This window comes from Candidatus Rhabdochlamydia oedothoracis (genome assembly GCF_019453995.1).
In the GTDB taxonomy this organism is placed as follows: domain Bacteria; phylum Chlamydiota; class Chlamydiia; order Chlamydiales; family Rhabdochlamydiaceae; genus Rhabdochlamydia; species Rhabdochlamydia oedothoracis.
Genome location: NZ_CP075587.1, coordinates 1,756,736 through 1,779,811, shown reverse-complemented (window position 1 = coordinate 1,779,811; position 23,076 = coordinate 1,756,736). Strand labels below are relative to the sequence as shown.

15 protein-coding genes, 3 rRNA genes and 5 pseudogenes are annotated in these 23,076 nt (G+C 38.0%); 11 read left to right on the top strand and 12 right to left on the bottom strand.

Annotation, left to right across the window (positions count from 1 at the left end; all coding sequences use genetic code 11):
- Nucleotides 1–20: 20 nt before the first annotated feature.
- The 4 genes and pseudogenes from RHABOEDO_RS09820 (at nucleotide 21) to RHABOEDO_RS09805 (ending at nucleotide 4,014) form a co-directional block, all read left to right on the top strand.
- Complete coding sequence (locus tag RHABOEDO_RS09820; RefSeq protein WP_215217417.1) at nucleotides 21–623, top strand: D-sedoheptulose-7-phosphate isomerase; 603 nt, start codon at nucleotides 21–23, stop codon at nucleotides 621–623.
- 16 nt (nucleotides 624–639) lie between these two features.
- Nucleotides 640–1,689 carry a tetraacyldisaccharide 4'-kinase gene (gene lpxK / locus RHABOEDO_RS09815; protein ID WP_215217418.1) on the top strand — a complete coding sequence of 350 codons (1,050 nt, stop codon included), beginning with the start codon at nucleotides 640–642 and terminating at the stop codon, nucleotides 1,687–1,689.
- A complete protein-coding gene (locus tag RHABOEDO_RS09810; RefSeq protein WP_215217419.1) occupies nucleotides 1,686–2,849 on the top strand; it encodes a dihydrolipoamide acetyltransferase family protein in 1,164 nt (387 codons plus the stop codon). Before lpxK ends, RHABOEDO_RS09810 begins: the two co-directional genes overlap by 4 nt.
- 361 nt (nucleotides 2,850–3,210) lie before the next feature.
- Nucleotides 3,211–4,014, top strand: a pseudogene (locus RHABOEDO_RS09805) (IS5 family transposase).
- Here RHABOEDO_RS09805 and RHABOEDO_RS09800 read toward each other — a convergent pair.
- The 4 genes and pseudogenes from RHABOEDO_RS09800 to RHABOEDO_RS09785 all read right to left on the bottom strand — a co-directional run bounded on the left by RHABOEDO_RS09800 (nucleotide 4,015) and on the right by RHABOEDO_RS09785 (nucleotide 5,120).
- The gene (locus RHABOEDO_RS09800) at nucleotides 4,015–4,245 is read right to left on the bottom strand and encodes a transposase (RefSeq protein ID WP_281069585.1); all 231 of its coding nucleotides are present in this window, start codon (nucleotides 4,243–4,245) and stop codon (nucleotides 4,015–4,017) included.
- Nucleotides 4,246–4,503: pseudogene (locus tag RHABOEDO_RS09795) on the bottom strand (helix-turn-helix domain-containing protein); the annotation flags it as partial.
- Nucleotides 4,504–4,604: 101 nt separating this feature from the next.
- Nucleotides 4,605–4,766: a helix-turn-helix domain-containing protein gene (locus tag RHABOEDO_RS11200; RefSeq protein WP_281069584.1), complete on the bottom strand. Its 162-nt coding sequence runs from the start codon at nucleotides 4,764–4,766 to the stop codon at nucleotides 4,605–4,607.
- 27 nt (nucleotides 4,767–4,793) lie between these two features.
- Nucleotides 4,794–5,120 carry a DUF4277 domain-containing protein gene (locus RHABOEDO_RS09785; protein WP_215217005.1) on the bottom strand — a complete coding sequence of 109 codons (327 nt, stop codon included), beginning with the start codon at nucleotides 5,118–5,120 and terminating at the stop codon, nucleotides 4,794–4,796.
- A 210-nt stretch (nucleotides 5,121–5,330) separates the two neighbouring features.
- Between RHABOEDO_RS09785 and RHABOEDO_RS09780 the strand changes: the two genes are divergently transcribed.
- Nucleotides 5,331–7,103 (top strand): peptide ABC transporter substrate-binding protein, encoded by a 1,773-nt coding sequence (locus RHABOEDO_RS09780; RefSeq protein ID WP_215217006.1) that lies wholly within the window; start codon nucleotides 5,331–5,333, stop codon nucleotides 7,101–7,103.
- Nucleotides 7,104–7,269: 166 nt separating this feature from the next.
- Here the strand turns inward: RHABOEDO_RS09780 and RHABOEDO_RS09775 are convergent, their stop codons facing one another.
- The 3 genes from RHABOEDO_RS09775 to RHABOEDO_RS09765 all read right to left on the bottom strand — a co-directional run bounded on the left by RHABOEDO_RS09775 (nucleotide 7,270) and on the right by RHABOEDO_RS09765 (nucleotide 9,459).
- Complete coding sequence (locus RHABOEDO_RS09775) at nucleotides 7,270–7,461, bottom strand: hypothetical protein (RefSeq protein WP_220017601.1); 192 nt, start codon at nucleotides 7,459–7,461, stop codon at nucleotides 7,270–7,272.
- Nucleotides 7,418–7,771: a transposase gene (locus RHABOEDO_RS09770; protein ID WP_215217041.1), complete on the bottom strand. Its 354-nt coding sequence runs from the start codon at nucleotides 7,769–7,771 to the stop codon at nucleotides 7,418–7,420. Before RHABOEDO_RS09770 ends, RHABOEDO_RS09775 begins: the two co-directional genes overlap by 44 nt.
- 266 nt (nucleotides 7,772–8,037) lie before the next feature.
- Nucleotides 8,038–9,459 (bottom strand): NADP-dependent isocitrate dehydrogenase, encoded by a 1,422-nt coding sequence (locus RHABOEDO_RS09765; protein WP_215217643.1) that lies wholly within the window; start codon nucleotides 9,457–9,459, stop codon nucleotides 8,038–8,040.
- Between the two features lie 103 nt (nucleotides 9,460–9,562).
- Between RHABOEDO_RS09765 and RHABOEDO_RS09760 the strand changes: the two genes are divergently transcribed.
- The 5 genes from RHABOEDO_RS09760 to rrf all read left to right on the top strand — a co-directional run bounded on the left by RHABOEDO_RS09760 (nucleotide 9,563) and on the right by rrf (nucleotide 17,059).
- On the top strand, nucleotides 9,563–10,531 hold the full coding sequence (locus tag RHABOEDO_RS09760) for a KpsF/GutQ family sugar-phosphate isomerase (protein WP_215217642.1): 969 nt from the start codon (nucleotides 9,563–9,565) through the stop codon (nucleotides 10,529–10,531).
- Between the two features lie 38 nt (nucleotides 10,532–10,569).
- Nucleotides 10,570–11,829 carry a sodium:proton antiporter NhaD gene (nhaD, locus tag RHABOEDO_RS09755; protein WP_215217641.1) on the top strand — a complete coding sequence of 420 codons (1,260 nt, stop codon included), beginning with the start codon at nucleotides 10,570–10,572 and terminating at the stop codon, nucleotides 11,827–11,829.
- 270 nt (nucleotides 11,830–12,099) lie between these two features.
- Nucleotides 12,100–13,656, top strand: a 16S ribosomal RNA gene (locus tag RHABOEDO_RS09750).
- Nucleotides 13,657–13,874: 218 nt separating this feature from the next.
- Nucleotides 13,875–16,816, top strand: a 23S ribosomal RNA gene (locus tag RHABOEDO_RS09745).
- 128 nt (nucleotides 16,817–16,944) lie between these two features.
- A 5S ribosomal RNA gene (gene rrf, locus RHABOEDO_RS09740) occupies nucleotides 16,945–17,059 on the top strand.
- Together the 16S, 23S and 5S rRNA genes form the textbook arrangement of a ribosomal RNA operon.
- An 82-nt stretch (nucleotides 17,060–17,141) precedes the next feature.
- On the opposite strand, the gene RHABOEDO_RS09735 is transcribed toward rrf, so the two are convergent.
- A complete protein-coding gene (locus tag RHABOEDO_RS09735; RefSeq protein WP_220017600.1) occupies nucleotides 17,142–19,703 on the bottom strand; it encodes a hypothetical protein in 2,562 nt (853 codons plus the stop codon).
- A 666-nt stretch (nucleotides 19,704–20,369) separates the two neighbouring features.
- Nucleotides 20,370–20,885 carry a hypothetical protein gene (locus RHABOEDO_RS09730; protein ID WP_215217776.1) on the bottom strand — a complete coding sequence of 172 codons (516 nt, stop codon included), beginning with the start codon at nucleotides 20,883–20,885 and terminating at the stop codon, nucleotides 20,370–20,372.
- A 622-nt stretch (nucleotides 20,886–21,507) separates the two neighbouring features.
- Here RHABOEDO_RS09730 and RHABOEDO_RS09725 point away from each other — a divergent pair.
- Entirely contained in the window at nucleotides 21,508–21,711 is a 204-nt protein-coding gene (locus tag RHABOEDO_RS09725; RefSeq protein WP_220017599.1) for a helix-turn-helix domain-containing protein, read from the top strand.
- Between the two features lie 134 nt (nucleotides 21,712–21,845).
- Here the strand turns inward: RHABOEDO_RS09725 and RHABOEDO_RS09720 are convergent.
- From RHABOEDO_RS09720 to RHABOEDO_RS09710, 3 pseudogenes are all read right to left on the bottom strand, one after another.
- A pseudogene (locus RHABOEDO_RS09720) lies at nucleotides 21,846–22,049 on the bottom strand (transposase family protein); the annotation flags it as partial.
- Nucleotides 22,050–22,058: 9 nt separating this feature from the next.
- Nucleotides 22,059–22,298 (bottom strand): annotated as a pseudogene (locus RHABOEDO_RS11030) (IS5/IS1182 family transposase); the annotation flags it as partial.
- A gap of 16 nt (nucleotides 22,299–22,314) precedes the next feature.
- A pseudogene (locus tag RHABOEDO_RS09710) lies at nucleotides 22,315–22,949 on the bottom strand (transposase family protein); the annotation flags it as partial.
- Nucleotides 22,950–23,076: the final 127 nt, after the last annotated feature.

The window sequence follows — 23,076 nt, the reverse complement described above, 5'->3', positions numbered from 1 at the left end:
CATAAAAAGAGTAATTTATTATGCAAAAAGAAATCGAGCATGCAGTTGATGAAGCAATACGCGCTATTGTACTTTTAAAAGAAGAAAAAAGCATGAGCTTTATCGAAAATGCCAGTCAATTAATTGCTAAGTGTTTTACAAAAGGTGGTAAATTATTGATTGCAGGTAATGGAGGGAGTTTATGCGATGCCATGCATTTTGCAGAGGAGTTAACGGGGCAATTTCGTTATGCAAGAAAAGCTCTACCAGCTATTGCTTTAAGCGATCCAGGCCATTTAAGTTGTACAGCAAATGACATGGGATTTGACTTTGTTTTTGCAAGAGCAGTAGAAGCTTTTGCTAAACCAGAAGATCTTTTCATCGCTTTAACGACAAGTGGTAATTCCACAAATCTATTTAAAGCCATGTTAACGGCACGAAAAAGAGGTCTGAAAACAATCTCTTTTCTTGGTAAAACAGGAGGTAAGTTAAAAGGGGTGGCTGATCTGGAATGGATCGTTTCCGGGTTTGAGTTTTCAGATCGGATTCAAGAAGCCCATATGACTGCCATTCATATTATTATAGAACAAGTAGAGGTATTGCTTTTTCAAACAGAGCCAAGAGCTATTTGTGTTTCTTCTTAAAAAGGTAAAACGGTATTTGTTTCGAGTTGTTCAAAAAGAAAAAAAACCTTTTTTTTTCATCCCCTTCTTTTTTTTAATAAGTGCTTTTTTTTCTTTAGGAGTGCGATTAAGACATTTAGCCTATGATAAGGGTTTGCTTAAAGTACATAAGCTTCCTACTTGTGTAGTCAGTATTGGGAATATTGCAGCTGGAGGAACCGGAAAAACACCACTGATTCAAAAGATGATAAAGCATCTTGATCCGAAAATCAGATTAGCTATTCTTACAAGAGGATTTCTTTCAAAGATTGAAACCTCTGGCAGAGTAGAAAAGATTTCTGATGGAAAAGGATGTACTCTACCCGTTCAGTATTGTGGAGATGAACCCTATCTTTTAGCAAAGACAACCTCAGTACCTATTTGGGTAGGCAAAAATCGTATTGAAAGTGGATATAGAGCCATTACGGAGAAAATGCAGTGTTTAATTCTAGACGATGGGATGCAATATCGAAGGTTAGCGCGGAATCTAGAAATTATTGTGATTGATGCAAAAGATCCTTTTGGTCAAAAAAAATTTTTGCCAAGTGGTTTATTACGTGATACTCCTTCCCGATTAGACCGAGCTGATTGGATTATTGCCAATCACATTGATTCAGCTTGTCAATATGAAGAATTAAAGAAAGAAATATCTTTATATACTTTAGCGCCAGTTATTGGCATGAACGTTGTTGTTTGTAATCCACAGGAAGTGACTGGAAAAAAAGTAGGGGTATTTTGTGCTTTGGGCAGGCCAGAGCGTTTTTTACAAACCGTAAGAGAGATAGGATGTGGTATTGTAGATTGTGTATTTCTACCAGATCACACGGCTTTTGGGCTAAATGAGCTTAATTTATTTGCTAAGAGATGTAAGGATAAAGCAGGAGAAATGATTGTATGTACAGAAAAGGATTGGGTTAAACTATCCTCTTTTAGATGTTGTATACCTGTAATTGCTTTGCGTGTAGAATTAGAGATTGTAGCCGGGCATGCTATCTGGCAAGAGATGTTAGCTAAAATAGAATTTTTTTCAAATAAAGGGCATCGATGAGCGGAGAAATAAAAGTACTATTACCTAAATTAGGAGAGAGCATTCACAGTGCTGTTATATTGCAGTGGTTTAAAAAAGTAGGAGATGTGGTTCAATTAGATGAGCCTTTATTAGAAGTTTCTACCGATAAACTTAGTAGCGAGATCCCTTCACCTATAGCAGGTATTTTACAAGAAATTTGTGCAGAAGTAGATCAAGAGGTTCAAATAGGAGATCTTTTAGCAATTATTTCTACAGAGGATAGGCAAACAAACAAAAATCTGGAAAAAAATAACCCTTCGCCGATTTCGATCAATGCTAAGAGGAATCAATATTTTTTTTCACCCGCTCTTTTACGATTAGCTAGAGAACATAAACTGAATTTAGAAGAGTTGCAAAAAATTACAGGAACAGGTTCTGGAGGGAGAGTCACTAAGCAAGACTTAGAGCTTTATCTAGAAAAAAGGACTGTAAAAGAAAAGGGCTCTTTGCAATCTATAGAAAGATTGCAAATGACTGGTATGCGCAAAGCGATAGCAGATAATATGGTGCGCTCTTTTTATGAAGCACCTCATGCTACGCTGATTACAGAAATAGATATTACAAATGTGGTGCAATGTATCCAAAAAGAAAAACAAATTTTTTTAGAGAAGTGCCAAGCAAAACTTACCTTAACCAGTTTTATTGCTAGAGCTTTAATTAAAGCCCTTCAAGAATTTCCTTTGTTAAATTCCTCTCTAGATAAAGATACCATTTTAATGAAGAGGTTCATTAATTTAGGGATTGCGGTAAGTGTTAAACAAGGGTTGCTTGTACCTGTTTTAAAAGGAGCTCAAGATTTGTCTCTTCCAAAAATTGCTCAAGGGATCAGCGCTCTATCTCATAAAGCTCGGATGGGAAAATTAGTACCTGATGATGTAACCGAAGGCACAATCACCATTACAAATTTTGGTATGTCTGGTGTGCAAATTGGAATTCCCATCATTAGATATCCCGAAGTTGCCATCATTGGTGTAGGGGCTAGTTATAGAAAAGTGATTCCTCGGGAAGATGATAGTCTTGCCATTTGCAGTATGATTAATCTTTCTTTAACCTTTGATCATCGCGTACTTGATGGTATGTATGGTTGTGCTTTTTTAAATGCGCTAAAGCATCATTTAGAAACGGATAAAGAACTCTAAGATGTTTAGTCCCAAAGTGTGATGGAATGGATTAATTCTAAAAATTTTTGGTTTTTTTTGCCAACTTTTGATAATATATAGTAGTGCCAATTCAAACGGCTAGCTTAATGGGATTCAAGTCAACGACTTGAAACTTGTCGTTAATCCTATATTTTTCTATGCGATTGAATCGGAACCACTATATTTAAAAGGTGTCAATCCCTTTAGAGCTTTCAATCTTTTCGCAAAGTTATAGGCATTTAAAAAATAGACTTCTTGCGTAATTAGATTTTTGCTATACTTCCTTCCTAAATGAAGGGAAAGGAAAAATTACTTAGAACTTCAATCACTCTCACCCGAGCAATTTAGAAGACTAACAGGAGTGAAACGAAAAACTTTTGAAGAAAAGGTCTTAATTTTATGGGAAGAGCAAAACAAAAGATAGAGAAAAGCTAGGAGAAAAGGCTTACTTAAGCCTAGAAGACAAGCTTTTAAAGACTTTAGAATATTTGAGAGAATATCGAACGTATTTTCACACAGGTTGTAGTTACGGTCTGAGAGAAAACGCATGTTATCGAGCCTGCAGATGGGTAGAAGACACATGGATTAAAAGCAAGAAGTTTTCACAGCCTGGGAAAAAAGCTCTTCTTAAGAGAGACATGGAATACGAAGTAATTCTTATAGATGCATCAGAAACACCTATAGAGCGTCCCCAAAAAAAGACAAAGATAAAAAGAGGATAAAAAATCGCAATAATAGACAGAAGCATTTTTACTCCGGAAAGAAGAAAAAGCATACGATCAAAATAGTCGTAGATAAGAAAACGAAAAAAGTTGTCAGAATAAACTTTTGTAATGGCAAAAAACATGATGTTAGACTGTTTGAAGAGAGTAGGGTGCGGAGGACAGATCAACGTTGTGGTATGACCGACAGTGGTTATACAGGCATAAAAAAGATTCAAAAAAACTCAAGACTACCAAAAAAATCCAGTAAGAAGAAGCCGTTAACAAAAGAAGAGAAAAAGCAGAATCAAGAGATTTCCTCTGAGCGAGTTGTTAATGAAAACGTGATTGGCAGTCTAAAAAGATGTAAAATTTTCAGTGGCAAATATAGGAACAGAAGAAAAAGGTTTGGTTTACGGTTCAATCTTATTGCTGGAATCTACAATTATGAAATTTTTATTTAACTACGCAAAAGGTCTATTTTTGTTTGATCTCGCATTATCCAAAATTACATGAATAATTCGAGCCTCTGTCTGTTTTTCTAGCTTCTTGAAAAAATCGAGCATTGCATCGGCATCAACTGTCTTATATTCCTCTGTAAAAATCTTCATTCCTGTCAGGCAAAGAGCTCCAGCAAAATGCAATCGCAATTGTTTCCCGGATGTCTGCAAAGTCTTTTGAACGCCTTTTTTGATCTATCCACATACGGCTTGAGACTGATGTTCAGGATGCACAGCATCTATGAAATAGATCTCTTCATCAAGGTTTAAGGTCTCCTTTAAAGCCCTATATTGTTCTATGAAAATTCGTTGTTTTTCAGGATCTAATTTCCCAGGAATCTTTTTAGGACGTTTATAAGCAAATCCGTGCTGTATGAGCCAATCTGTCATGCCACTTCGGGAATATTTTATCCCATATTGCTCATGCACATAAGCTATGATCCCTTTGACTTTAAGATAGGTCTTTTCCTGTAGGTGTTAGAGACTCTGTTTGGTCTTGTGAAAGTTTTGATTTGCTACCGCCTCGAGGGCTACTTCCAGTTTTATTTTCGGAATCATAATTCTCTGAGGTATTCCTGAACAGTGATAGGACTTATCCGGAGTGTTTTAGCAAGATTTTTTGTTGAGATACCCTCATCATAGCCCAAAATTACACAAAGCCTATTCCGTTCAGAATAGTCTTTTGGATGCTTTAACTTGTGTTCTAAGTCAGCTATCTGGCTAGCGGTCAGTTTTTTTCATGCTCAATAGCTTAACACAAAACAAAATATTTTTCTATCCGATTGAATCGGAACCACTATATCTTTGGCCTTAAGACCAACTCCTAGGAGCCTTTCTATTGGCTTGGATGCAAAAAATTGATGAGCTAAATACAATGTTCTATTCGTAAAACCCAGACCATTGATGATCATAACCACCGCTGCTATTCCTGGACTAACTTTCCTTTGAGGGCCTGATGGCAGACGATTGTCAATCCTTTCAGCAATTTTTAAGTCCTGACAAATGCCAGCCACTAAGCCATGGTGATCCATTACTGTCGTTTGAATTTCTCCTTCTGAAACCTCTACCATACCCCACCTCTTTGTTCAAAAAAGACGTAATAGCAAAAAAGGCTTAGCTAATTCCAAAAATATACGCTAGGGGGTAGGAATGTAGGTTTTAGAGGGGATAAAGATCAGAAATTGACAGAACTAACTTAAATTTTTTTTTTGTTGTTGTGGAATATGCATCTAAAAATTTATCTTTATAGATCTTACAATTAATCTTTAAGGATATTTAACATGAATCATAAGAATTCAAATAAAAACTTAACGGTTTTTTCTTGTATCATAAAAAAACTAAGACGTCTTGTCCTAAGAAATATATCCATTTTTGGGTTTATTACTGTTTGTATTGTCATGTTGACTTCTTCATTTACACTGATAAATAGGATTGTTATGCTTAATTTACATATGAAAACATCTCCTAAAACATTTGATCCCCGTAAAGCAGCAGATGTTTTTTCTTCTCAAGTGATTTTTTTGCTTTTTGAAGGACTTGTTAAACGATATCCTGATGGGTCCATTAAACTTGCTCAAGCTAAATCGTATAAAGTATCAGATAATAAGCTTACCCATACATTTACTTTAGGAGATAACCTTTGGTCTAATGGTGAGCCTGTTACCGCTTATGATTTTGAGCAGTCGTGGAAGGATACTCTTGATCCTAAGTTTCCTTCGATAGGATATCATCAATTTGAACCTATTAAAAATGCAAAAAAAGCTAAAGAAGGACTTGTTTCCCTAAACCAGGTAGGTATAAAAGCTCTAGATGAAAAAACCCTTGTGATTGAGCTAGAACACCCGACTCCTTATTTTCTTAAATTAATTTGTCTACCTTATTTTTATCCTGTAAATATTGAGCAAGATCGAAAAAATCCTAATTGGGTAATCCAAACAGGCACTCAATTTTTGTGTAATGGACCTTTTATATTGGAAAGCTTTAAGCAAGGGGATCAAATCGTTCTAAATGCTAATCCTCAATATAGAAAAATAGAGGATAACCACCCAGAAAAAATCGTATTTAATATCGTCGAAAGTGATCATGTAACATTAGAAATGTTTAAGAAAGGAAAAGTTGATATGATTGGTGACTCTTTAACGGATATTCCTTTAGAAGAGGTGTCTGAGCTAGAAAAAAAATGGACCTTTAACTCAGAGCCACAACCTTATTCTGTATTTATTTATCTCAATACAACCAAACAACCTTTTAATAATGCGAAGATTCGAAAAGCTTTTGCTTTAGCCATTAATCGCCAAGAATTACTAGGAATGTTGGGGAAAGGATATAAGAAAAATATTAAAACGAATTCCATCAATCTTGCTTATAAAACTGGTCTGTGCGCAACAGGTCTAGTAGCTCCTTGCTTAAAAGAAAATCGATGTTCCCAATTTTTCAAAGATAATGATGCGGCTCAAGCTAATATTTTGCTTAATGAAGGAATGGCTGAGCTGGGTATTACCAAAGAGGCTTTTAAATCACTGACTTTCCTTTATTGCTCCCGGGTTTATGGAGCAGACGAGATAGTACAAATTATTCAGCAGCAATTAGCAAAAACTTTTGGAATTTTTATAAAACTAGAAAAGCTAGATTTTAGCGTTGCTACAGATAGATTAAATAATGGTGACTATTCCATGTGCCTTGGTAGCTGGCTTGCTTTCTATGACGACCCAATAAATGTCCTTCAAAGGTTTAAGTATAAGAACTATAAAATGAATCGCACGGGTTGGGAAAATCCAAAATTTATCGAGCTAATCGATCGTTCTAATTATGAGGAAGGAGATAAGCGTTTACTGACTCTAGAAGAAGCAGAAAGAGTTATGATCAACGATATGCCAGTTATACCTTTGTACCACAGAAATTATATATATCTTATGAATCCAGAATTAGAGTTTAATGTCTCTCTATGGGGAGATAGATTGCTGTTTCCGCTATCCTCAGAACAAAAAGAAGTACAAAAAGAGAATAAACACGTAAAAAAGAAAAATTCTTATTTTTTTAAATTTACTAAGTAAAAGAGTTCTCTTGATAAATGACTTGATCCATGAATAGAAGGAATGCTTTTTATCTGTAAATAGTTTATCCATTTGAAGAAAATGTTCATTGAGGGCCGCTTGTAAGCGGGGCATTTTCCAAAAAAATGGGATCTCTTTTAAGAAGAATCACAACAAAAAAGTGGCCTTAAGGCCACTTTTGAAGTCTTAGAGTAAGCAGAGGGATCACTTGTTTTTTCTCATCCCCGGATGCTGATGTAAAAGTGATTGCAAGAGGCTTTCCTGATTTTTCTACCAGTAAATGCGATGTCACGCCTTTACCTTTGTAGCCATAATCAACTTGCTCTCCTCCTCCGCGTCCGCTGGAAAAAAAAACCATCTACAGAGAGTCTCTGGGCATCAATACACCCCAGCTGTTCGGCAAGCTTAAGCAGCTCTTCTAAAAATTGATCTAAAAATCCAGCAGATTGCATTCTTCCAAGCCATGCGTGTGCTGTTGAGGGATGAGAAAACTCCTTGTTTCTAGGTGCATCTTTCCAAGGAGCTCCTGTCCGAAGCACCCAGAAAATAGTATTCACTACAGGTCTCCATGGCGCTAATTTTCTTCCATAATGGTTACGATTTACCCATTTTTCCATTTGAGGTTCGAGTATTTTAAACTGTTCTTCATTTAATCCTTGCTTGCTCATGTCATCTGTCTTTAGTTAAAAAATAAAAAGATCTGGTATCATAGCGAAAATTTATATTCAATTCAAGATAGGTTCATCTAATCCAATATAATGCTTCATGGGTTGCTCCTCATTTTTTTGCTCTTTAATGAGCGGTTTTGAGATTTGAAAAAATCTCGTTTATATTGGAGAGTTTAACCTACTCCGTTTAAGGAGCAACCCCTTCTTTGTGTGCAATTATGGCATGTATATCATTATGCCTTAATGAGAAGATTTTAAACAGGCTCTTAGGAAAATCCAGGCTTTTTATCGAAAAGATACAGGTTTTCCGAGCCTGTGCTATCAAATCCTGCTTGAGATACTTCTTCTAAGATGGCAAGAACTCTCTCTTTTGCAATACATGAGTTGTCTTTAGATAAAAAGCGTAGACGCCATTGATCAATACAAAAGGTCTCTGACTGTCCATCGGGCCAGATTTTGACCCCTCTATTACTGATCGTTTGTAAGGCAAGCGCATTCCATTTATTGGCGGTAAGTGCTTTAGTGGGATTTTTATCAGCATAGGTGAAAACATCGACACCAACAAGCTCTCTTTGAACAGAAATAGAATGAGAATGAGCATGAACGGCTTGAAACTTATTCTTATTTTGATAGGTAACCGGGGTCAAATACTGTGGTTTCTCACCTAAGAATTTGATTACTTGTGAGGCAAATTCTTGTGTCCCCATTTTATGCTTACTAACCCCTTCTTTAAAGATGTCATATGTGTGAAAACCTTCTTCTATTGTTTTCAACCATGCATTATGGATCCTTTCTGCTAATAGAGTCTCTTCCAAGTAAAGCAGCATTAGGACGCTTCCTAAGAGAAGAGCAGAAGGATTTGCTACATTTTGTTCAGCTCTTCTTGGAGCAGAACCGTGAATTGCTTCAAACATCGCACCTCTATCACCGATATTTGCAGAGCCTGCAATGCCAATCGATCCAGAAATTTGAGCAGCTACATCAGAAAGGATATCTCCATAAAGATTGGGCATAACAATGACATCGAATATTTCCGGAGTATCAGCTAATTTAGCAGCCCCAATATCTACAATCCAATGCTCATTCTGAATGTGTGGATATTCTTTTGCAATTTCATCAAATACTTTATGAAATAATCCATCTGAGAATTTCATGATGTTATCTTTTGTAAAGCAGGTCACTTTTTTTCGATTGTGATGAGAGGCATATGCAAAAGCATAGCGAATGATTTTTTCTGAACCAGGACGAGAAATTATTTTAAGCGATTTATACACATCCGGCGTTTGACGATATTCAATGCCCGCATATAAATCCTCTTCATTCTCCCTTACAATAACTACATCCATCTTAGGGTGTTTTGTAGTGATAAAAGGTGCATAAGAAATGCATGGACGTATATTTGCATACAATCCTAAAGTAGTACGAATAGTTACGTTTAAGCTTTTAAAACCGCCTCCTTGTGGAGTAGTAATAGGTGCTTTTAAAAAAGCTTTTGTATGACGTAGTATTTCCCAGGAATTATATGCAATTCCTGTTAGAATACCTTTATTGTATACTTGTTCTCCTATTTCAATAGAATGGATATCTAAAGGAGCACCAGCTTCTTGTAGAATATGTAAGGTGGCTTTCATGATTTCAGGTCCAATTCCATCACCATGGGCTACTGCTATAGGAATTTTTTTGCTCATTCTTACCTCAATTAAAAAGCTTTCTTTTACGGCTTTTTTTTGAAGACTTCAAGCAAAAATAGGATTTGCATATACTATCAAATACACAAACACAAAAGTTTTTATGCAAGAAATACAAGAAATCCTTAGTCGGCAGAAACAATATTTAGCGCATTACTTTACCAATTTGCCTTTGGAGCAGCTGCAAAAAGTCATCAAGCAATGTAGCAAAGTGTCAGGGTTATTGGTCCTTACAGGCGTTGGAAAAAGTGGAATTATTGCTGAAAAAATTGCAATGACGCTTATTTCTACAGGAACAAAAGCATTGTACTTTCCTCCCACTAATTTTTTACATGGAGATATAGGGATCTTATCAGAGAAGGATCTGCTTTTATTATTTAGTCGCAGTGGAGAAACAGAAGAGTTACTACATTTGGTCCCTTTTGCTAAAAAAAGAAAAACTTTTATTGTAGCAGTTATTTCTCATCTAAACTCCCGCCTTTCTCGTTTAGCTGATTTATCTATTTATTTGCCTGTTGAAAAAGAATTATGCCCTTTTAATTTGGCTCCAACTACTTCTACAATGGTGCAATTATTATTCGGAGATCTTCTAGCTATTTCTTTGATGCATAAAAACCAATTTGATCTTATCAAGTATTCTCTTAACCATCCTGCTGGTTCGATTGGTAAAAAGGCGACATTAAAAGTAGGAGATTTGATGTTTCGCAATCAAGCTATCCCCTTAGCAGATCCTTCGGATAAACTCATTGATGTTTTATTTGAACTGTCTGATAAAAAATGTGGAGCGATTTTGATTGTAGATGAGAAAAAAAAACTGCTAGGTATCTTCACAGATGGAGATTTACGAAGGGCTTTGCAGGTAAGGGGCACTTCTGCTCTAGAGCAACCAGTGAGGGATTTAATGACAAACTCTATTGTAGTCGTAAATCAAGATCTGCTTGCTTGGGATGCGCTGGCTCTCATGCAAAAAGATCCAAAAAGGTATATCACGATTTTGCCTGTTGTGTTAGACGATCGTACCGTAATAGGTATTTTACGCATGCACGATATCGTTCAAGCAGGAATTGCTTAAAAATTATTAATTTTGTTTTATCAAGGAGCTTTAAGAAAATGGAATGTTTTCTGATTGTAGTTGTTTTTGCCTTGGGGTATTTAGCAATTATTTTAGAGTATTATATCAGGGTGAATAAAACAGCTGTTGGACTGCTTATCGGCGCTATTTGTTGGACGATTTATATGTCATGCAAAAATTCGTCCGACTTATATGATTTGGGCCATCACATCTCAGAAATTTCACAAATTATCTTCTTTTTAATCGGAGCTATGACGTTAGTGGAGCTTATTGATTCTCATCGTGGCTTTAAGATCATTACCGATAGATTAAGGACAAGATCTAAAAGAAAAATGTTATGGATCATTTCAGCCGCTTCGTTTTTTCTTTCCGCGGTTCTCGATAATTTAACTACAACTATTTTAATAGTCTCCTTGCTACGCAAATTAATCCCTGATAGAAAAGAGAGGTTTCTCATGGTTTGCATTGTCGTAGTTGCTGCAAATGCAGGGGGGGCCTGGACTCCAATTGGAGATGTTACAACCACAATGCTCTGGATCAATGGTCAACTTTCTAGCTTTGCTGTTATAAAAGCTTTAATTATCCCATCAATTATCTCATTATTCCTTCCTCTTATTTGGTATTCTCTAAAGTTAAAGGGAAAATTTGCTTCTGGTGATTTGCAAAAAGTAGAGCCTGATGAACCTGGCGCTAAAGTTGTTTTTTGTTTAGGAGTAGCAGGTTTAATTTTTGTGCCTATTTTTAAAGGACTAACAGGCCTTCCTCCTTTTATGGGAGTGATTTTAGCTTTGTCTGTTTTATGGATTGTTACAGATCTAATGCACTATCCACATGAAGAAAGAAAGCATTTGAGGGTACCTCATGTGCTTACTCGAGTAGATACTTCAGGGGTATTGTTTTTTTTAGGAATTTTGCTATCCGTAGCGGCTCTGCAATCTGCTGGGATGCTAAAAATTGTAGCGGAGTGGTTAAATAAAATAATTGACGAACCAGCTCTGATTGCTACTTTATTAGGCATTTTTTCTGCAATTATAGACAACGTTCCTTTAGTTGCAGCTACAATGGGCATGTATCCATTGGAAGTATTCCCAATGGATTCTTCCTTTTGGCATATGATTGCCTACGCAGCTGGAACAGGAGGTAGTATTTTAATCATTGGCTCATCAGCAGGTGTTGCCATTATGGGTATCGAAAAAATTGATTTTCTCTCTTATGCTAAAAAAATGAGTATTCCTGTGGGGGTTGGTTATCTAGTAGGCATGGCGAGTTATTTAATACTCAGACCTCTTTTAGCTTAAATTCAAAGACATTTATATTTTTTTTCTTTCTATGAAAAAGCAAAAAAAAGCGAGAAAAGGAATTGCGAAAAAAGGAGTATATTATGTATGTTGTTTACTTCCTTAGGCGCAAAGCGCAAAAGGAATAGAATCAACGAGATTGGTTCAAAAAATGTTTAACAGCAAAACAGAAGTGACGTGCAAGCAAAAAAGAGCTTGTGTAAATGGAATGAATAAAATCATTTTATTTGCCTGTTAATTTTTTAATATGAGCAAATTTTCAAGAAATATTTTTCTGAGAATTTGATCTTGGTTCAGATTGAATGCTGGCAGCGTGGATGAGGCATGCAAGTCGAACGAAACTAAAGGGCAACTTTTAGTTTAGTGGCGAAAGGGTTAGTAATACATGAATAACTTACCCTTTACCTGGGAATAACGACTGGAAACAGGCGCTAATACCGAATGAGGTACCGATAAAAAATTATTGGCTATCAAAGTGGGGGCCCTTGTAAAAAGGCCTTGCGGTAAAGGATAGGTTCATGGGATATCAGCTAGTTGGTGTGGTAAAAGCGCACCAAGGCAAAGACGTCTAGGCGGATTGAGAGATTGACCGCCAACATTGGGACTGAGACACTGCCCAAACTCCTACGGGAGGCTGCAGTCGAGAATCTTTCGCAATGGGCGAAAGCCTGACGAAGCGACGCTGCGTGAGTGATGAAGGCTTTCGGGTTGTAAAACTCTTTCGCGCAAGAGCAAAGTGTTTTAGTGAATAGCTAAGGCATGTGAGAGTACTGCGTAAAGAAGCACCGGCTAACTCCGTGCCAGCAGCTGCGGTAATACGGAGGGTGCAAGCATTAATCGGAATTATTGGGCGTAAAGGGCGCGTAGGCGGGATTAAAAGTCAGATGTGAAATTCCGAAGCTCAACTTCGGAGCCGCATTTGAAACTGCAATTCTTGAGGGATGGCGGAGGAAACGGAATTCCACGTGTAGCGGTGAAATGCGTAGATATGTGGAAGAACACCTGTGGCGAAAGCGGTTTCCTAGCTTTTACCTGACGCTGAGGCGCGAGAGCAAGGGGAGCAAACAGGATTAGATACCCTGGTAGTCCTTGCCGTAAACGATGTATACTTGATGTAGTTAGGCTCAACCCTGGCTGTGTCGTAGCTAACGCGATAAGTATACCGCCTGAGGAGTACGCTCGCAAGGGTGAAACTCAAAAGAATTGACGGGGGCCCGCACAAGCAGTGGAGCATGTGGTTTAATTCGATGCAACGCGAAGAACCTTACCCAGGCTCGAAATGCAAAGGACAGCAACAGAGATGATGCGTTCCGAAAGGATCTTTGTATAGGTGCTGCATGGCTGTCGTCAGCTCGTGCCGTGAGGTGTTGGGTTAAGTCCCGCAACGAGCGCAACCCTTATCATTAGTTGCCAACACGTAAAGGTGGGGACTCTAATGAGACTGCCTAGGTTAACTAGGAGGAAGGTGAGGATGACGTCAAGTCCGCATGGCCTTTATGTCTGGGGCTACACACGTGCTACAATGGTCGGTACAAAAGGCAGCAAGACCGTAAGGTGGAGCAAATCCCGAAAAGCCGATCTCAGTTCAGATTGTAGTCTGCAACTCGACTACATGAAGTTGGAATTGCTAGTAATGACGTGTCAGCAACAACGTCGTGAATACGTTCCCGGGCCTTGTACACACCGCCCGTCACATCATGGGAGTTGGTTTTACCCGAAGTCGCTGACTTAACCGCAAGGGAAGAGGCGCCTAAGGTAAGGCTGATGACTGGGATGAAGTCGTAACAAGGTAGCCCTACCGGAAGGTGGGGCTGGATCACCTCCTTTTAAGGACTAAAGTAGTTCTTTAAGGTTGAGACAAGCTCTATTTTGTCCACGTCACTTCTTTTTTGCTGTTAAGCAAAGTTATCTTGATAGAACTAAATTTAGTCAGAGAGAAATCTCAAATAAAGCGCAAAAGTAAAATAAGTGGAAAAGATTTCACTGATGTAAATTGGCGCTTGAGAATGAAAGAAAAATCAAAATTAGCAGCAAAAAAGTTTTGTAATCAAGCTGCTAAGAGCTGTTGGTGGATGCCTTGGCATCGAAAGGCGAAGAAGGACGTGTAACCTGCGAAAAGCTTCGGGGAGTCGGAAAAGGCGTAGAACCGAAGGTATCCGAATGGGGGAACCCGATAGAGAAGCCCTCTATCATCTTTAAATGAATACATAGTTTAAAGAAGCAAGACCTGCTGAAGTGACACATCTCAGTAAGCAGAGGAAAAGAAATCTAGAAGAGATTCCCATAGTAGCGGCGAGCGAAGTGGGAAGAGCCCAAACCAGGGATTAATTCCTGGGGTTGTAGGGCCTATTATAAAGCGAAGTTTAATCTAGCAAAATGGCATGGAAAGGCCAATGAAACAGGGTGAGAGTCCCGTATGCGAAAGATAAGATAAGCGAAATAGGAACCTGAGTAGGACCGGGCACGGGAAATCCGGTCTGAAACTGGGGGGACCACCCTCCAAGGCTAAATACTAAAACGATGACCGATAGTGAACAAGTACCGCGAGGGAAAGGTGAAAAGAACCCCTGTTAGGGGAGTGAAATAGAAACTGAAACCAGCAGCTTACAAACGGTCGAAGGCCTATGCACCGTAAGGTGAATGGCTGACGGCGTGCCTTTTGCATGATGAGCCAGCGAGTTAAGCTACATGGCGAGGTTAAAGAACAAACGTTCTGGAGCCGAAGCGAAAGCGAGTGTGAATAGCGCGTATAGTCGTGTGGCTTAGACACGAAACCAAGTGATCTATCCATGACCAGGATGAAGTTCGGGTAAAACCGATTGGAGGTCCGAACCAGTGTCTGTTGAAAAAGACTTGGATGAGTTGTGGATAGGGGTGAAAGGCCAATCAAACTTGGAGATATCTTGTTCTCTTCGAAATAACTTTAGGGTTAACCTCGGAAAAGCCGACTCGGGGGTAGAGCACTGAATCCACAAGGGAGGCTACCGCCTTACCGAAGGGAATCAAACTCCGAATACCGAGAAGGAAGCCGGGAGATAGACTATGTGGGATAAGCTACATAGTCAAAAGGGGAACAGCCCAGATCGCCGATTAAGGCCCCAAATTCTATGCTAAGTGAGTAAGGAAGTGAAGTTTCAAAGACAGTTGGGATGTTGGCTTAGAGGCAGCCATCATTTAAAGAGTGCGTAACAGCTCACCAATCGAGAAACTTTGCGCCGATAATAGACGGGACTAAAGCATAGAGCCGAAATCGCGGGTGTATCGATAAGATACGCGGTAGGAGAGCGTAGTATGTGCAGAGAAGATATACCGTGAGGAGTGTTGGAGCGCATACTAGTGAAGATGCATGGCATGAGTAAACGATAAAAGAGGTGAAAATCCTCTTCGCCGAAAACCTAAGGTTTCCAGGGTAAAGTTCGTCTTCCCTGGGTTAGCCGGTCCCTAAGCTAAGGCTGAAAAGCGTAGGCGATGGGAAGCAGGTTAAATATTCCTGCGCCGCTAAAGAGCAATGGTGATGAGATGACGGAGTAAGTTAAGCGTGCGGACGATTGGATGTCCGTGGAGCTGTGAAGAGGGTCTGAAGGAAAGCCCGCAGACAAAAATCTAGGCAGAGACTAAGGGGAACTGAAAAGGGAACCGATAACGTAGCGCGATGCTTCCAAGAAATAGTTTCTAACCGTAATTTAGCGACCGTACCAAAACCGACACAGGTGGGTGGGATGAATATTCTCAGGCGCGCGAGAGAACTCTCGTTAAGGAACTCTGCAAATTACCCTCGTAACTTCGGGAGAAGAGGGGCCAGGGTTCGTAATATTCTTCGCGAATAGAAGCGAAAACTGGTCGAAGAGAAATGGCCCAGGCGACTGTTTAACAAAAACACAGCACTATGCAAAGTCGTCTAAGACGACGTATATGGTGTGAAGCCTGCCCAATGCCAAAAGGTCAAAAGGAGATGTCAGTTGAGCAATCGACAAAGCATTGAATTAAAGCCCTGGTGAATGGCGGCCGTAACTATAACGGTCCTAAGGTAGCGAAATTCCTTGTCGGGTAAGTTCCGACCTGCACGAATGGCCTAACGATCTGGGCACTGTCTCAACGAGAGACTCGGTGAAATTGTAGTAGCGGTGAAGATGCCGTTTACCCGCAACAAGACGGAAAGACCCCGTGAACCTTTACTATACTCTGATATTGGCTTTTGACTTTTCATGTGTAGGATAACCGGAAGACATTGAAGTTTGCTCGTTAGGGCAAATGGAGTCGACCTTGAAATACCGGTCTTGAAAGGTTGAAAATCTAACAATATTCCGTGAAACCGGGAGTTGGACATTGTCAGACGGGTAGTTTGACTGGGGCGGTATCCTCCTAAAGAGTAACGGAGGAGTTCAAAGCTTCCCTCATCGTGGTTGGCAATCACGAATAGAGCGTAAAGGTATAAGGGAGGTTAACTGCGAGACCAACAAGTCGAGCAGATACGAAAGTAGGACTTAGTGATCCGGCGGTAGAAAGTGGAATCGCCGTCGCTTAACGGATAAAAGGTACTCCGGGGATAACAGGCTTATCGCCACCAAGAGTTCATATCGACGTGGCGGTTTGGCACCTCGATGTCGACTCATCGCATCCTGGGGCTGGAGAAGGTCCCAAGGGTTTGGCTGTTCGCCAATTAAAGCGGTACGCGAGTTGGGTTCAAAACGTCGTGAGACAGTTTGGTCCCTATCTGTTGTGGGCGTAGGATATTTGAGAAGAGCTGCTTCTAGTACGAGAGGACCGAAGTGGACGAACCAATGGTGTGCCGGTTGTACTGCCAAGTGCATAGCCGGGTAGCTATGTTCGGAAAGGATAAGCGTTGAAAGCATCTAAACGCCAAGCCTCCTTCAAGATAAGATATCCCAACGAGACCCCCTGAAGATGACAGGGTTGATAGGTTGGATGTGTAAGCATAGTAATGTGTTGAGCTAACCAATACTAATAGGTCCATTGGCTTGATTACTTTTTTTTCATCGTCACTATTTTCCTTAAAATAAGGAGAATACTGAAGATGCAGCTAAAAAAGCTGTTTTGGAAACTAACAAACTCAAGCGTCAATTTGCATTAGTGAGAGATCTGACAAAATTTAGTCTTGGTGGCAATAGAGAAGAGGAAATACCTGATCCCATCCCGAACTCAGAAGTCAAGGTCTTCATCGCCGATGGTACTATACTCAAGAGTATGGAAGAGTAGGTCGCCGCCAAGTTTTTTTTATCCACCCTAGTTAGCTAGATCTAACTAGGGTTTTTTTATGCCTAGAGATAATAGACATGCCATAATTGGCTGTCTTATTTCAAAGCAACAGCTTTTGCTTCAAGAATTATAAATTCACCGTCTTTCATGACGCCCGATGAAGCATCTGCGTATTCATAAGGAGAGCAACTGCCTAATGATTCAAGAGAGCTTTTTTTATCGCTTAAGTCATCTCGTTGATTAAGCGTATATAGCTCAAGACCTAAGGCTTTTGCACGGGTGTTTGCTAAGCTATTTAAAAGCTTTTCATATTCTGGAGCGGAGAAAGGATAGATCCTCTCTTGAAAAAGAACTGGTGTGTTTTCTTTTGGATCCCATAAAAGACGGAGGATACAGCGAGCTAAAATTTTTCCGCTGGCGAGATCTTTAATGGCGAGAAGTCGATTTTTACCATCTAAAACATATGCCATAAGACATACGTTGAGAGAAGGAATCCCATCAATTCTTTGACAGCTCCCTAATACTTCTGTTCCAGAAAGAAAAAGATCTTGCCAATCATCCGTATCAACAATAAGGACATTTTTTTGACTAGTTGTTGTTAAACCTACAATCAAAGCTTTAATATCATTTTTGAATTCACACTCATATAATACATTTAATAGCTTCTTAAGAAGCTCGAGTTTCTTTTGAAAGACTATGGAAGAATTACACAGATCCTTGCATAAAAGAAAAATTTCTTGGTCTGTCTTACTCAAATTATCAATAGGAAGCGACTTTTCAGCATCCTGGAGATATTGTATTAACTGTTGAGGAGCAACAGTAAAATGCTTGTCTGTAAGAATCTTTTCTTGTAAAAAAGCATAGAAATTAATAGATCTCTTTTTGCTATTACTTACAACTTTCTCCTCTGGAATCTGTGTCTTTTGCCAATCGTTAAATAGTTTAGGGTTTTCCTTTTCAATACGTTGTAGATGAGGATTGTTTTTTGTTTGGTAACGCTCTTTTTGGATAGTACCTTCAAAAATGTTTATTACTAACCTTTGAAGTTCCTCAGAAACTCTGGGCTCTTGATGAGACTTTACATTGCTCGCATATTTGACTAGTCCTAAGGGGACACGCAGGCTATTTTCAACTTGTAAGTATTTTTCATGAAAATCGCTAATTTGTGTATTAAAAGCAAAAATCTCTGTTTGTAACTTTTCATTGAATTGCTCTGTAATATCTTTAAACTCGTAATTTTCGTCTAGTTTTTCAAGAATATTTGGCAACAAATTTGTATCTCCAAGAACACGCACAATATCTAAAGATTGCTTACAAGATTTTTCCCAATGGGGTTTTTCTAAAGAGGAAGAGAAACACTGTTTAAGGAGATAGAGTTTTTTTTCTGAGGAAACGCTAGAATAAGAAGATAGAGCTATTAATGCTTGGAGCAGATTAGGTAGGAACCCTTTAGCATCTCTAAGACTAGCTCTTTGAGCGCTTCCTGCAAGAAATTCACGAATTTTCTGAGCATTTTGTAAAGAATCTTCTTTTTGATCAGACTCGGTAACTATCTGATTAATAATAATCATGGGAAGAATCAAATGTTCTATTTTTTTGTTCTCCTTAGAAATGAGTAATTGATAGTTAGAAAAATACGAGGGTTTGTTAAGGTTTTCCATAAGAACTTGGATTAAAAAACAAGCTTCTTTTGGGTTGCGATGTTTCAAAATTTTAATAAAAAAATCTTGTATATCTGACTCTAGAACAATGCTTTTCTCTTTACAAAACCTTGCTATTAAGGAAAACCTTTCTTGCGTTCTTTGTTTTTCCTTTTTTAATTTTTCTTGTTTGAGCTCTTCTGTAGCTTTAAGAATTTCCCCGCCCAGCTCCTCTAATTTTTTTTGGAAATTAGGAAATAAATCAAGCTCTTCAATCTCTGCATAATGCTGTTTTATAAAGCCTTCGATTGTAGCATTAGTCTTATTGCCTAACAAGCTATAGTAACAAGCGCACAGTAGTTGAAGACTATTCAGATGTATATTTGTATCTGAAATATCATACTTAGGTAAATATTCCCAAATCTCAGATATTGTATTGCTCGCAATAGACTTTCTAATGCTTAATTGAGCAATTTCAACTAGAGAGTCCTTGTCTATAATATCATAGCTATTAATGAATAGAGAATTTGCAACTCCATTATTCTGAGCAGCAAATTTAGCAATGTCTACTCGCGCTTCCTCTCTTTTAATCTTATAGCTCTTAATGAACATAGAAGCTCTAGCATCCTTCTGAACCGCGTCTTTAGCAATTGCTATTAAGGCGTCTTGGTCTGTAATCTTATAGTTCCCAATAAATTCAGAAGTTGTACCTGCATCTTTCTGAACAGCAAGCTTGGCAAGATCTATTCGATCTTTTTCGCTTACAATTTTATAATTTTGAATAAATTTAGAAAATTCCCTATCTTTCTTAACACAAGGTTCAGCAACTGTCATTAAAAATTTTTGATCTTTAATTCCGTAATTCTGAATAAATTCAGAAATTTCCCTTATATTATTTTGAGCAGCAAGCTTTGCAATCTCTATTAGAGTTTCCGGATCTGTAATCCCATATTCCTTAATGTATTGCGATGTTCCTCCTCCATCACTCTGAGCAGCAAGCTTTGCAATCTCTACCAAGTCCTCTGGCTCGGTAATGCGGTATTCCTTAATGTATTGCGATGTTCCTTCTCCATCACTCCGAGCAGCAAGCTTAGCTATCTCTATTAGAGTTTCATGACCTGTAATCCCATATTCCTTAATGTATTGCGATGTTCCTCCTCCATCACACTGAGCAGCAAGCTTTGCAATCTCTATTAGAGTTTCCTGACCTGTAATCCCATATTCCTTAATGTATTGCGATGTTCCTCCTCCATCACACTGAGCAGCAAGCTTTGCAATCTCTATTAGAGTTTCCTGATCTGTAATCCCATATTCCTTAATGTGTTGCGATGTTCCTCCTCCATCACACTGAGCAGCAAGCTTTGCAATCTCTATTAGAGTTTCCTGATCTGTAATCCCATATTCCTTAATGTGTTGCGATGTTCCTCCTCCATCACACTGAGCAGCAAGCGCTGCAATCTGTACTAGGGAGTTCTGGTCTTTAATTCTATAGTTCTTGATGTACTGAGAAATTTTCCCTCTAAAATTGCGAGCAGCATATAGAGCAATATGTATTCGGATGTTTTCGTCTGCAATCCCATATTCCTTAATGTATTGCGATGTTCCTTCTCCATTATTCTGAGCAGCAAGCTTTGCAAGCTCTGTTAGAGCCTCCTGATCTGTAATCTTATATCTGTTAATGTATTAAGAAACTCCTTTTCCATCCCTCTGAGCAGCAAGCTTTGCAATTTCAATTAGAGCTTTCTGATCTGTAATCTCATATCTCTTAATGTATTGAGAAATTCCTTTCCCATCCCTCTGAGCGGCAAGCGTTGCAAGTTCTACTCGTATTTTCTCATCTTTGATCTTATAGTTCTGAATAAATTCAGAAGCTTTATATGGATTATTTTGTATAGCAAGCTTAGCAAGCTCTATTCGGATGTCCTCATTTTCAATCGCATAATTTTGAATATATTGAGAAATTTTACCTTCGTCATCCTGAATGGAAAAGGCACCGCGATTCTGAATAAGCCTATTAGCAAGATTTATTAGGGATTCTGAGTCTTTAATCTCATATTCGTGAGTATTTTGAGAGGTTGTAGATTGTTGAGTGGAAATTGTAACAAAAAAAGATTCAATACTATTCGCTACTTTATCCTTGTTATGTAAAAAATTATTACAAGATTCAATACGAAAATTGTCACCTATTGGAGAAGTCATTTAAACATCCAAGTTAAAGATCTGTAAACAAGTTAAAGATCTGTAAATATTAATAGTATAATTGCTTCCATTATAATAGAATACACAAGATAATTAAAAATAAATTAATATGTTTTAATATTTAAACATATTTATAAGCATAAGTTTATTATGCAAGTATACTAGTTTGATTTCAAATTAAGAATTGCATAACTAGGTTTTTTTGAAAAAACTGGTCTATCTTGCAAGGAGATGTTATCTTTTTATATAAAAATGTTTATATATTCAAACTCTTAATTTGAATTTAAACGAGTATGGAAGACTGATAGGAGTGAAACGAAAAACTTTTGAAGAAATGCTCTTAATTTTATTGGAAGAGCAAAACAAAAGATATAGAAAGGTTTGGTTTACGGTTCAATCTTATTGCTGGAATCTACAATTATGAAATTTTTATTTAACTACGCAAGAGGTCTATTAAAGCTTTGATCGTAGGTTTAACAACAACTAGTCAAAAAAATGTCCTTATTGTTGATACGGATGATTGGCAAGATCTTTTTCTTTCTGGAACAGAAGTATTAGGGAGCTGTCAAAGAATTGATGGGATTCCTTCTCTCAACGTTATGTCTTATGGTATATGTTTTAGATGGTAAAAATCGACTGTTGGTTTGAACTGACCCCTAGCCAGATAGCTGACTTAGAACACAAGTTAAAGCATCCAAAAGACTATTCTGAACGGAATAGGCTTTGTGTAATTTTGGGCTATGATGAGGGTATCTCAACAAAAAATCTTGCTAAAACACTCCGGATAAGCCCTATCACTGTTCAGGAACACCTCAGAGAATTATGATTCCGAAAATAACACTAGAAGTAGCCCTCGAGGCGGTAGCAAATCAAAACTTTCACAAAACCAAACAGAGTCTCTACTAAAACACCTACAGGAAAAGACCTATCTTAAAGTCAATAGACCTCTTTCAAAACCCATTAACATAGCTCCAGATTATAAATGCCCGCAATTAGATTGAACCGAAGACCAAACCTTTTTCGTCTATTTCTATAACGATCAGCTAAAATTTTGAATCGCTTAAGCAGACCAATAGCATTTTCATTAATTACACGTTCTTTGGAAAGGAATTGATTATTTTTTTTGTCTTGTTTTGTTAAAGGATTTTTCTTGCTTCTTCTTTTAGAGCCTGTTTAAAATCTTTTCAAAAGTAGAGCAATAAAAGCAAGAACCACCATATTCAGGCTTGTATGTAGTTTTCTTTCTCAATTTTTCCATAGCCTGCGACATTTTTCTATCCACGCAAAAGAACGCTTTACAATCCATCTTCTAGAAATGACTGTAAAAGTATGAAGTGCATTTCTTTTTGCTATTTCTACTATATATTCTAATATTTCCTGTACATTCTTTGCAAATCTTTCTCCAGAATATCCTCACTTTTGAAAAGATTTTAAACAGGCTCTTAGGCATTTGGGTTTTAGTATGAAGCTTTTTAAGTCCTAGATACCCTCCATCTATTAGAAGGTTTATTTCGGAATGAAACTTGATTTTAGAATCCTTAAATATCCTAAAATCATGTCTTCTACCTTTGGAAAAAAAGGTACAAATAATCTTTTTTGTGTCCTTGCTCATTACAAGCTGCGTCTTTAAGGTGTGCCTTTTCTTCTTCCCTGAGTAAAAATGTTTTTGTTTTTTTTAGGGCGTTCTATGGGTGTTTCTGTGGCATCTATTAAAATAACATCGTATTCCATATCGCTTTTTAATAGCTCTTTACGTCCAGGCAGTGCAAATAGGGGATGTTTTATCAGGGTGTATTCTACCCATTTTATTGTTTTATAAGCTGTACTTTCACTGATATTATAGCTCTGGCTTATGTGAAAATAGGTTCTATACTCTCTTAGATACTCTAAGGTCATCAGGAACATGTCTTCTATTTTTAATTTATTGACGCGGCCTCCTCGGGCTTTTTTCTCTTTGTGACTTATCTCCAAAATCAAGCTCATTTGATCAAATGTGCTACGTTTTACTCCGGTTAATCTTCGGAATTTCTCGTTGTCTAAACTTTTTGCTTTTTCAAATTTCATCATGCCCTTACGTATTTTTAAGGGCATTATTTTATACAAGGGCTTTTTTATTTCCTAGTTTTGAAAGAGCTCTAATTTGTTCGGTGTAAAAAGTGTTTTAGCAGATGGAGGATATTCTGGAGAAAGA

Bases quoted from the DNA above. Each gene is read 5' to 3' on its own strand.
- RHABOEDO_RS09810 (WP_215217419.1), top strand. From the start codon at position 1,686: ATGAGCGGAGAAATAAAAGTACTATTACCTAAATTAGGAGAGAGCATT.
- RHABOEDO_RS09775 (WP_220017601.1), bottom strand. From the start codon at position 7,461: ATGGTTTTTTTTTCCAGCGGACGCGGAGGAGGAGAGCAAGTTGATTAT.
- RHABOEDO_RS09780 (WP_215217006.1), top strand. From the start codon at position 5,331: ATGAATCATAAGAATTCAAATAAAAACTTAACGGTTTTTTCTTGTATC.
- RHABOEDO_RS09820 (WP_215217417.1), top strand. From the start codon at position 21: ATGCAAAAAGAAATCGAGCATGCAGTTGATGAAGCAATACGCGCTATT.
- RHABOEDO_RS09765 (WP_215217643.1), bottom strand. From the start codon at position 9,459: ATGAGCAAAAAAATTCCTATAGCAGTAGCCCATGGTGATGGAATTGGA.
- RHABOEDO_RS09785 (WP_215217005.1), bottom strand. From the start codon at position 5,120: ATGGTAGAGGTTTCAGAAGGAGAAATTCAAACGACAGTAATGGATCAC.
- RHABOEDO_RS09760 (WP_215217642.1), top strand. From the start codon at position 9,563: ATGCAAGAAATACAAGAAATCCTTAGTCGGCAGAAACAATATTTAGCG.
- RHABOEDO_RS09725 (WP_220017599.1), top strand. From the start codon at position 21,508: ATGGTAAAAATCGACTGTTGGTTTGAACTGACCCCTAGCCAGATAGCT.
- nhaD (WP_215217641.1), top strand. From the start codon at position 10,570: ATGGAATGTTTTCTGATTGTAGTTGTTTTTGCCTTGGGGTATTTAGCA.
- RHABOEDO_RS09770 (WP_215217041.1), bottom strand. From the start codon at position 7,771: ATGAGCAAGCAAGGATTAAATGAAGAACAGTTTAAAATACTCGAACCT.
- RHABOEDO_RS09730 (WP_215217776.1), bottom strand. From the start codon at position 20,885: ATGACTTCTCCAATAGGTGACAATTTTCGTATTGAATCTTGTAATAAT.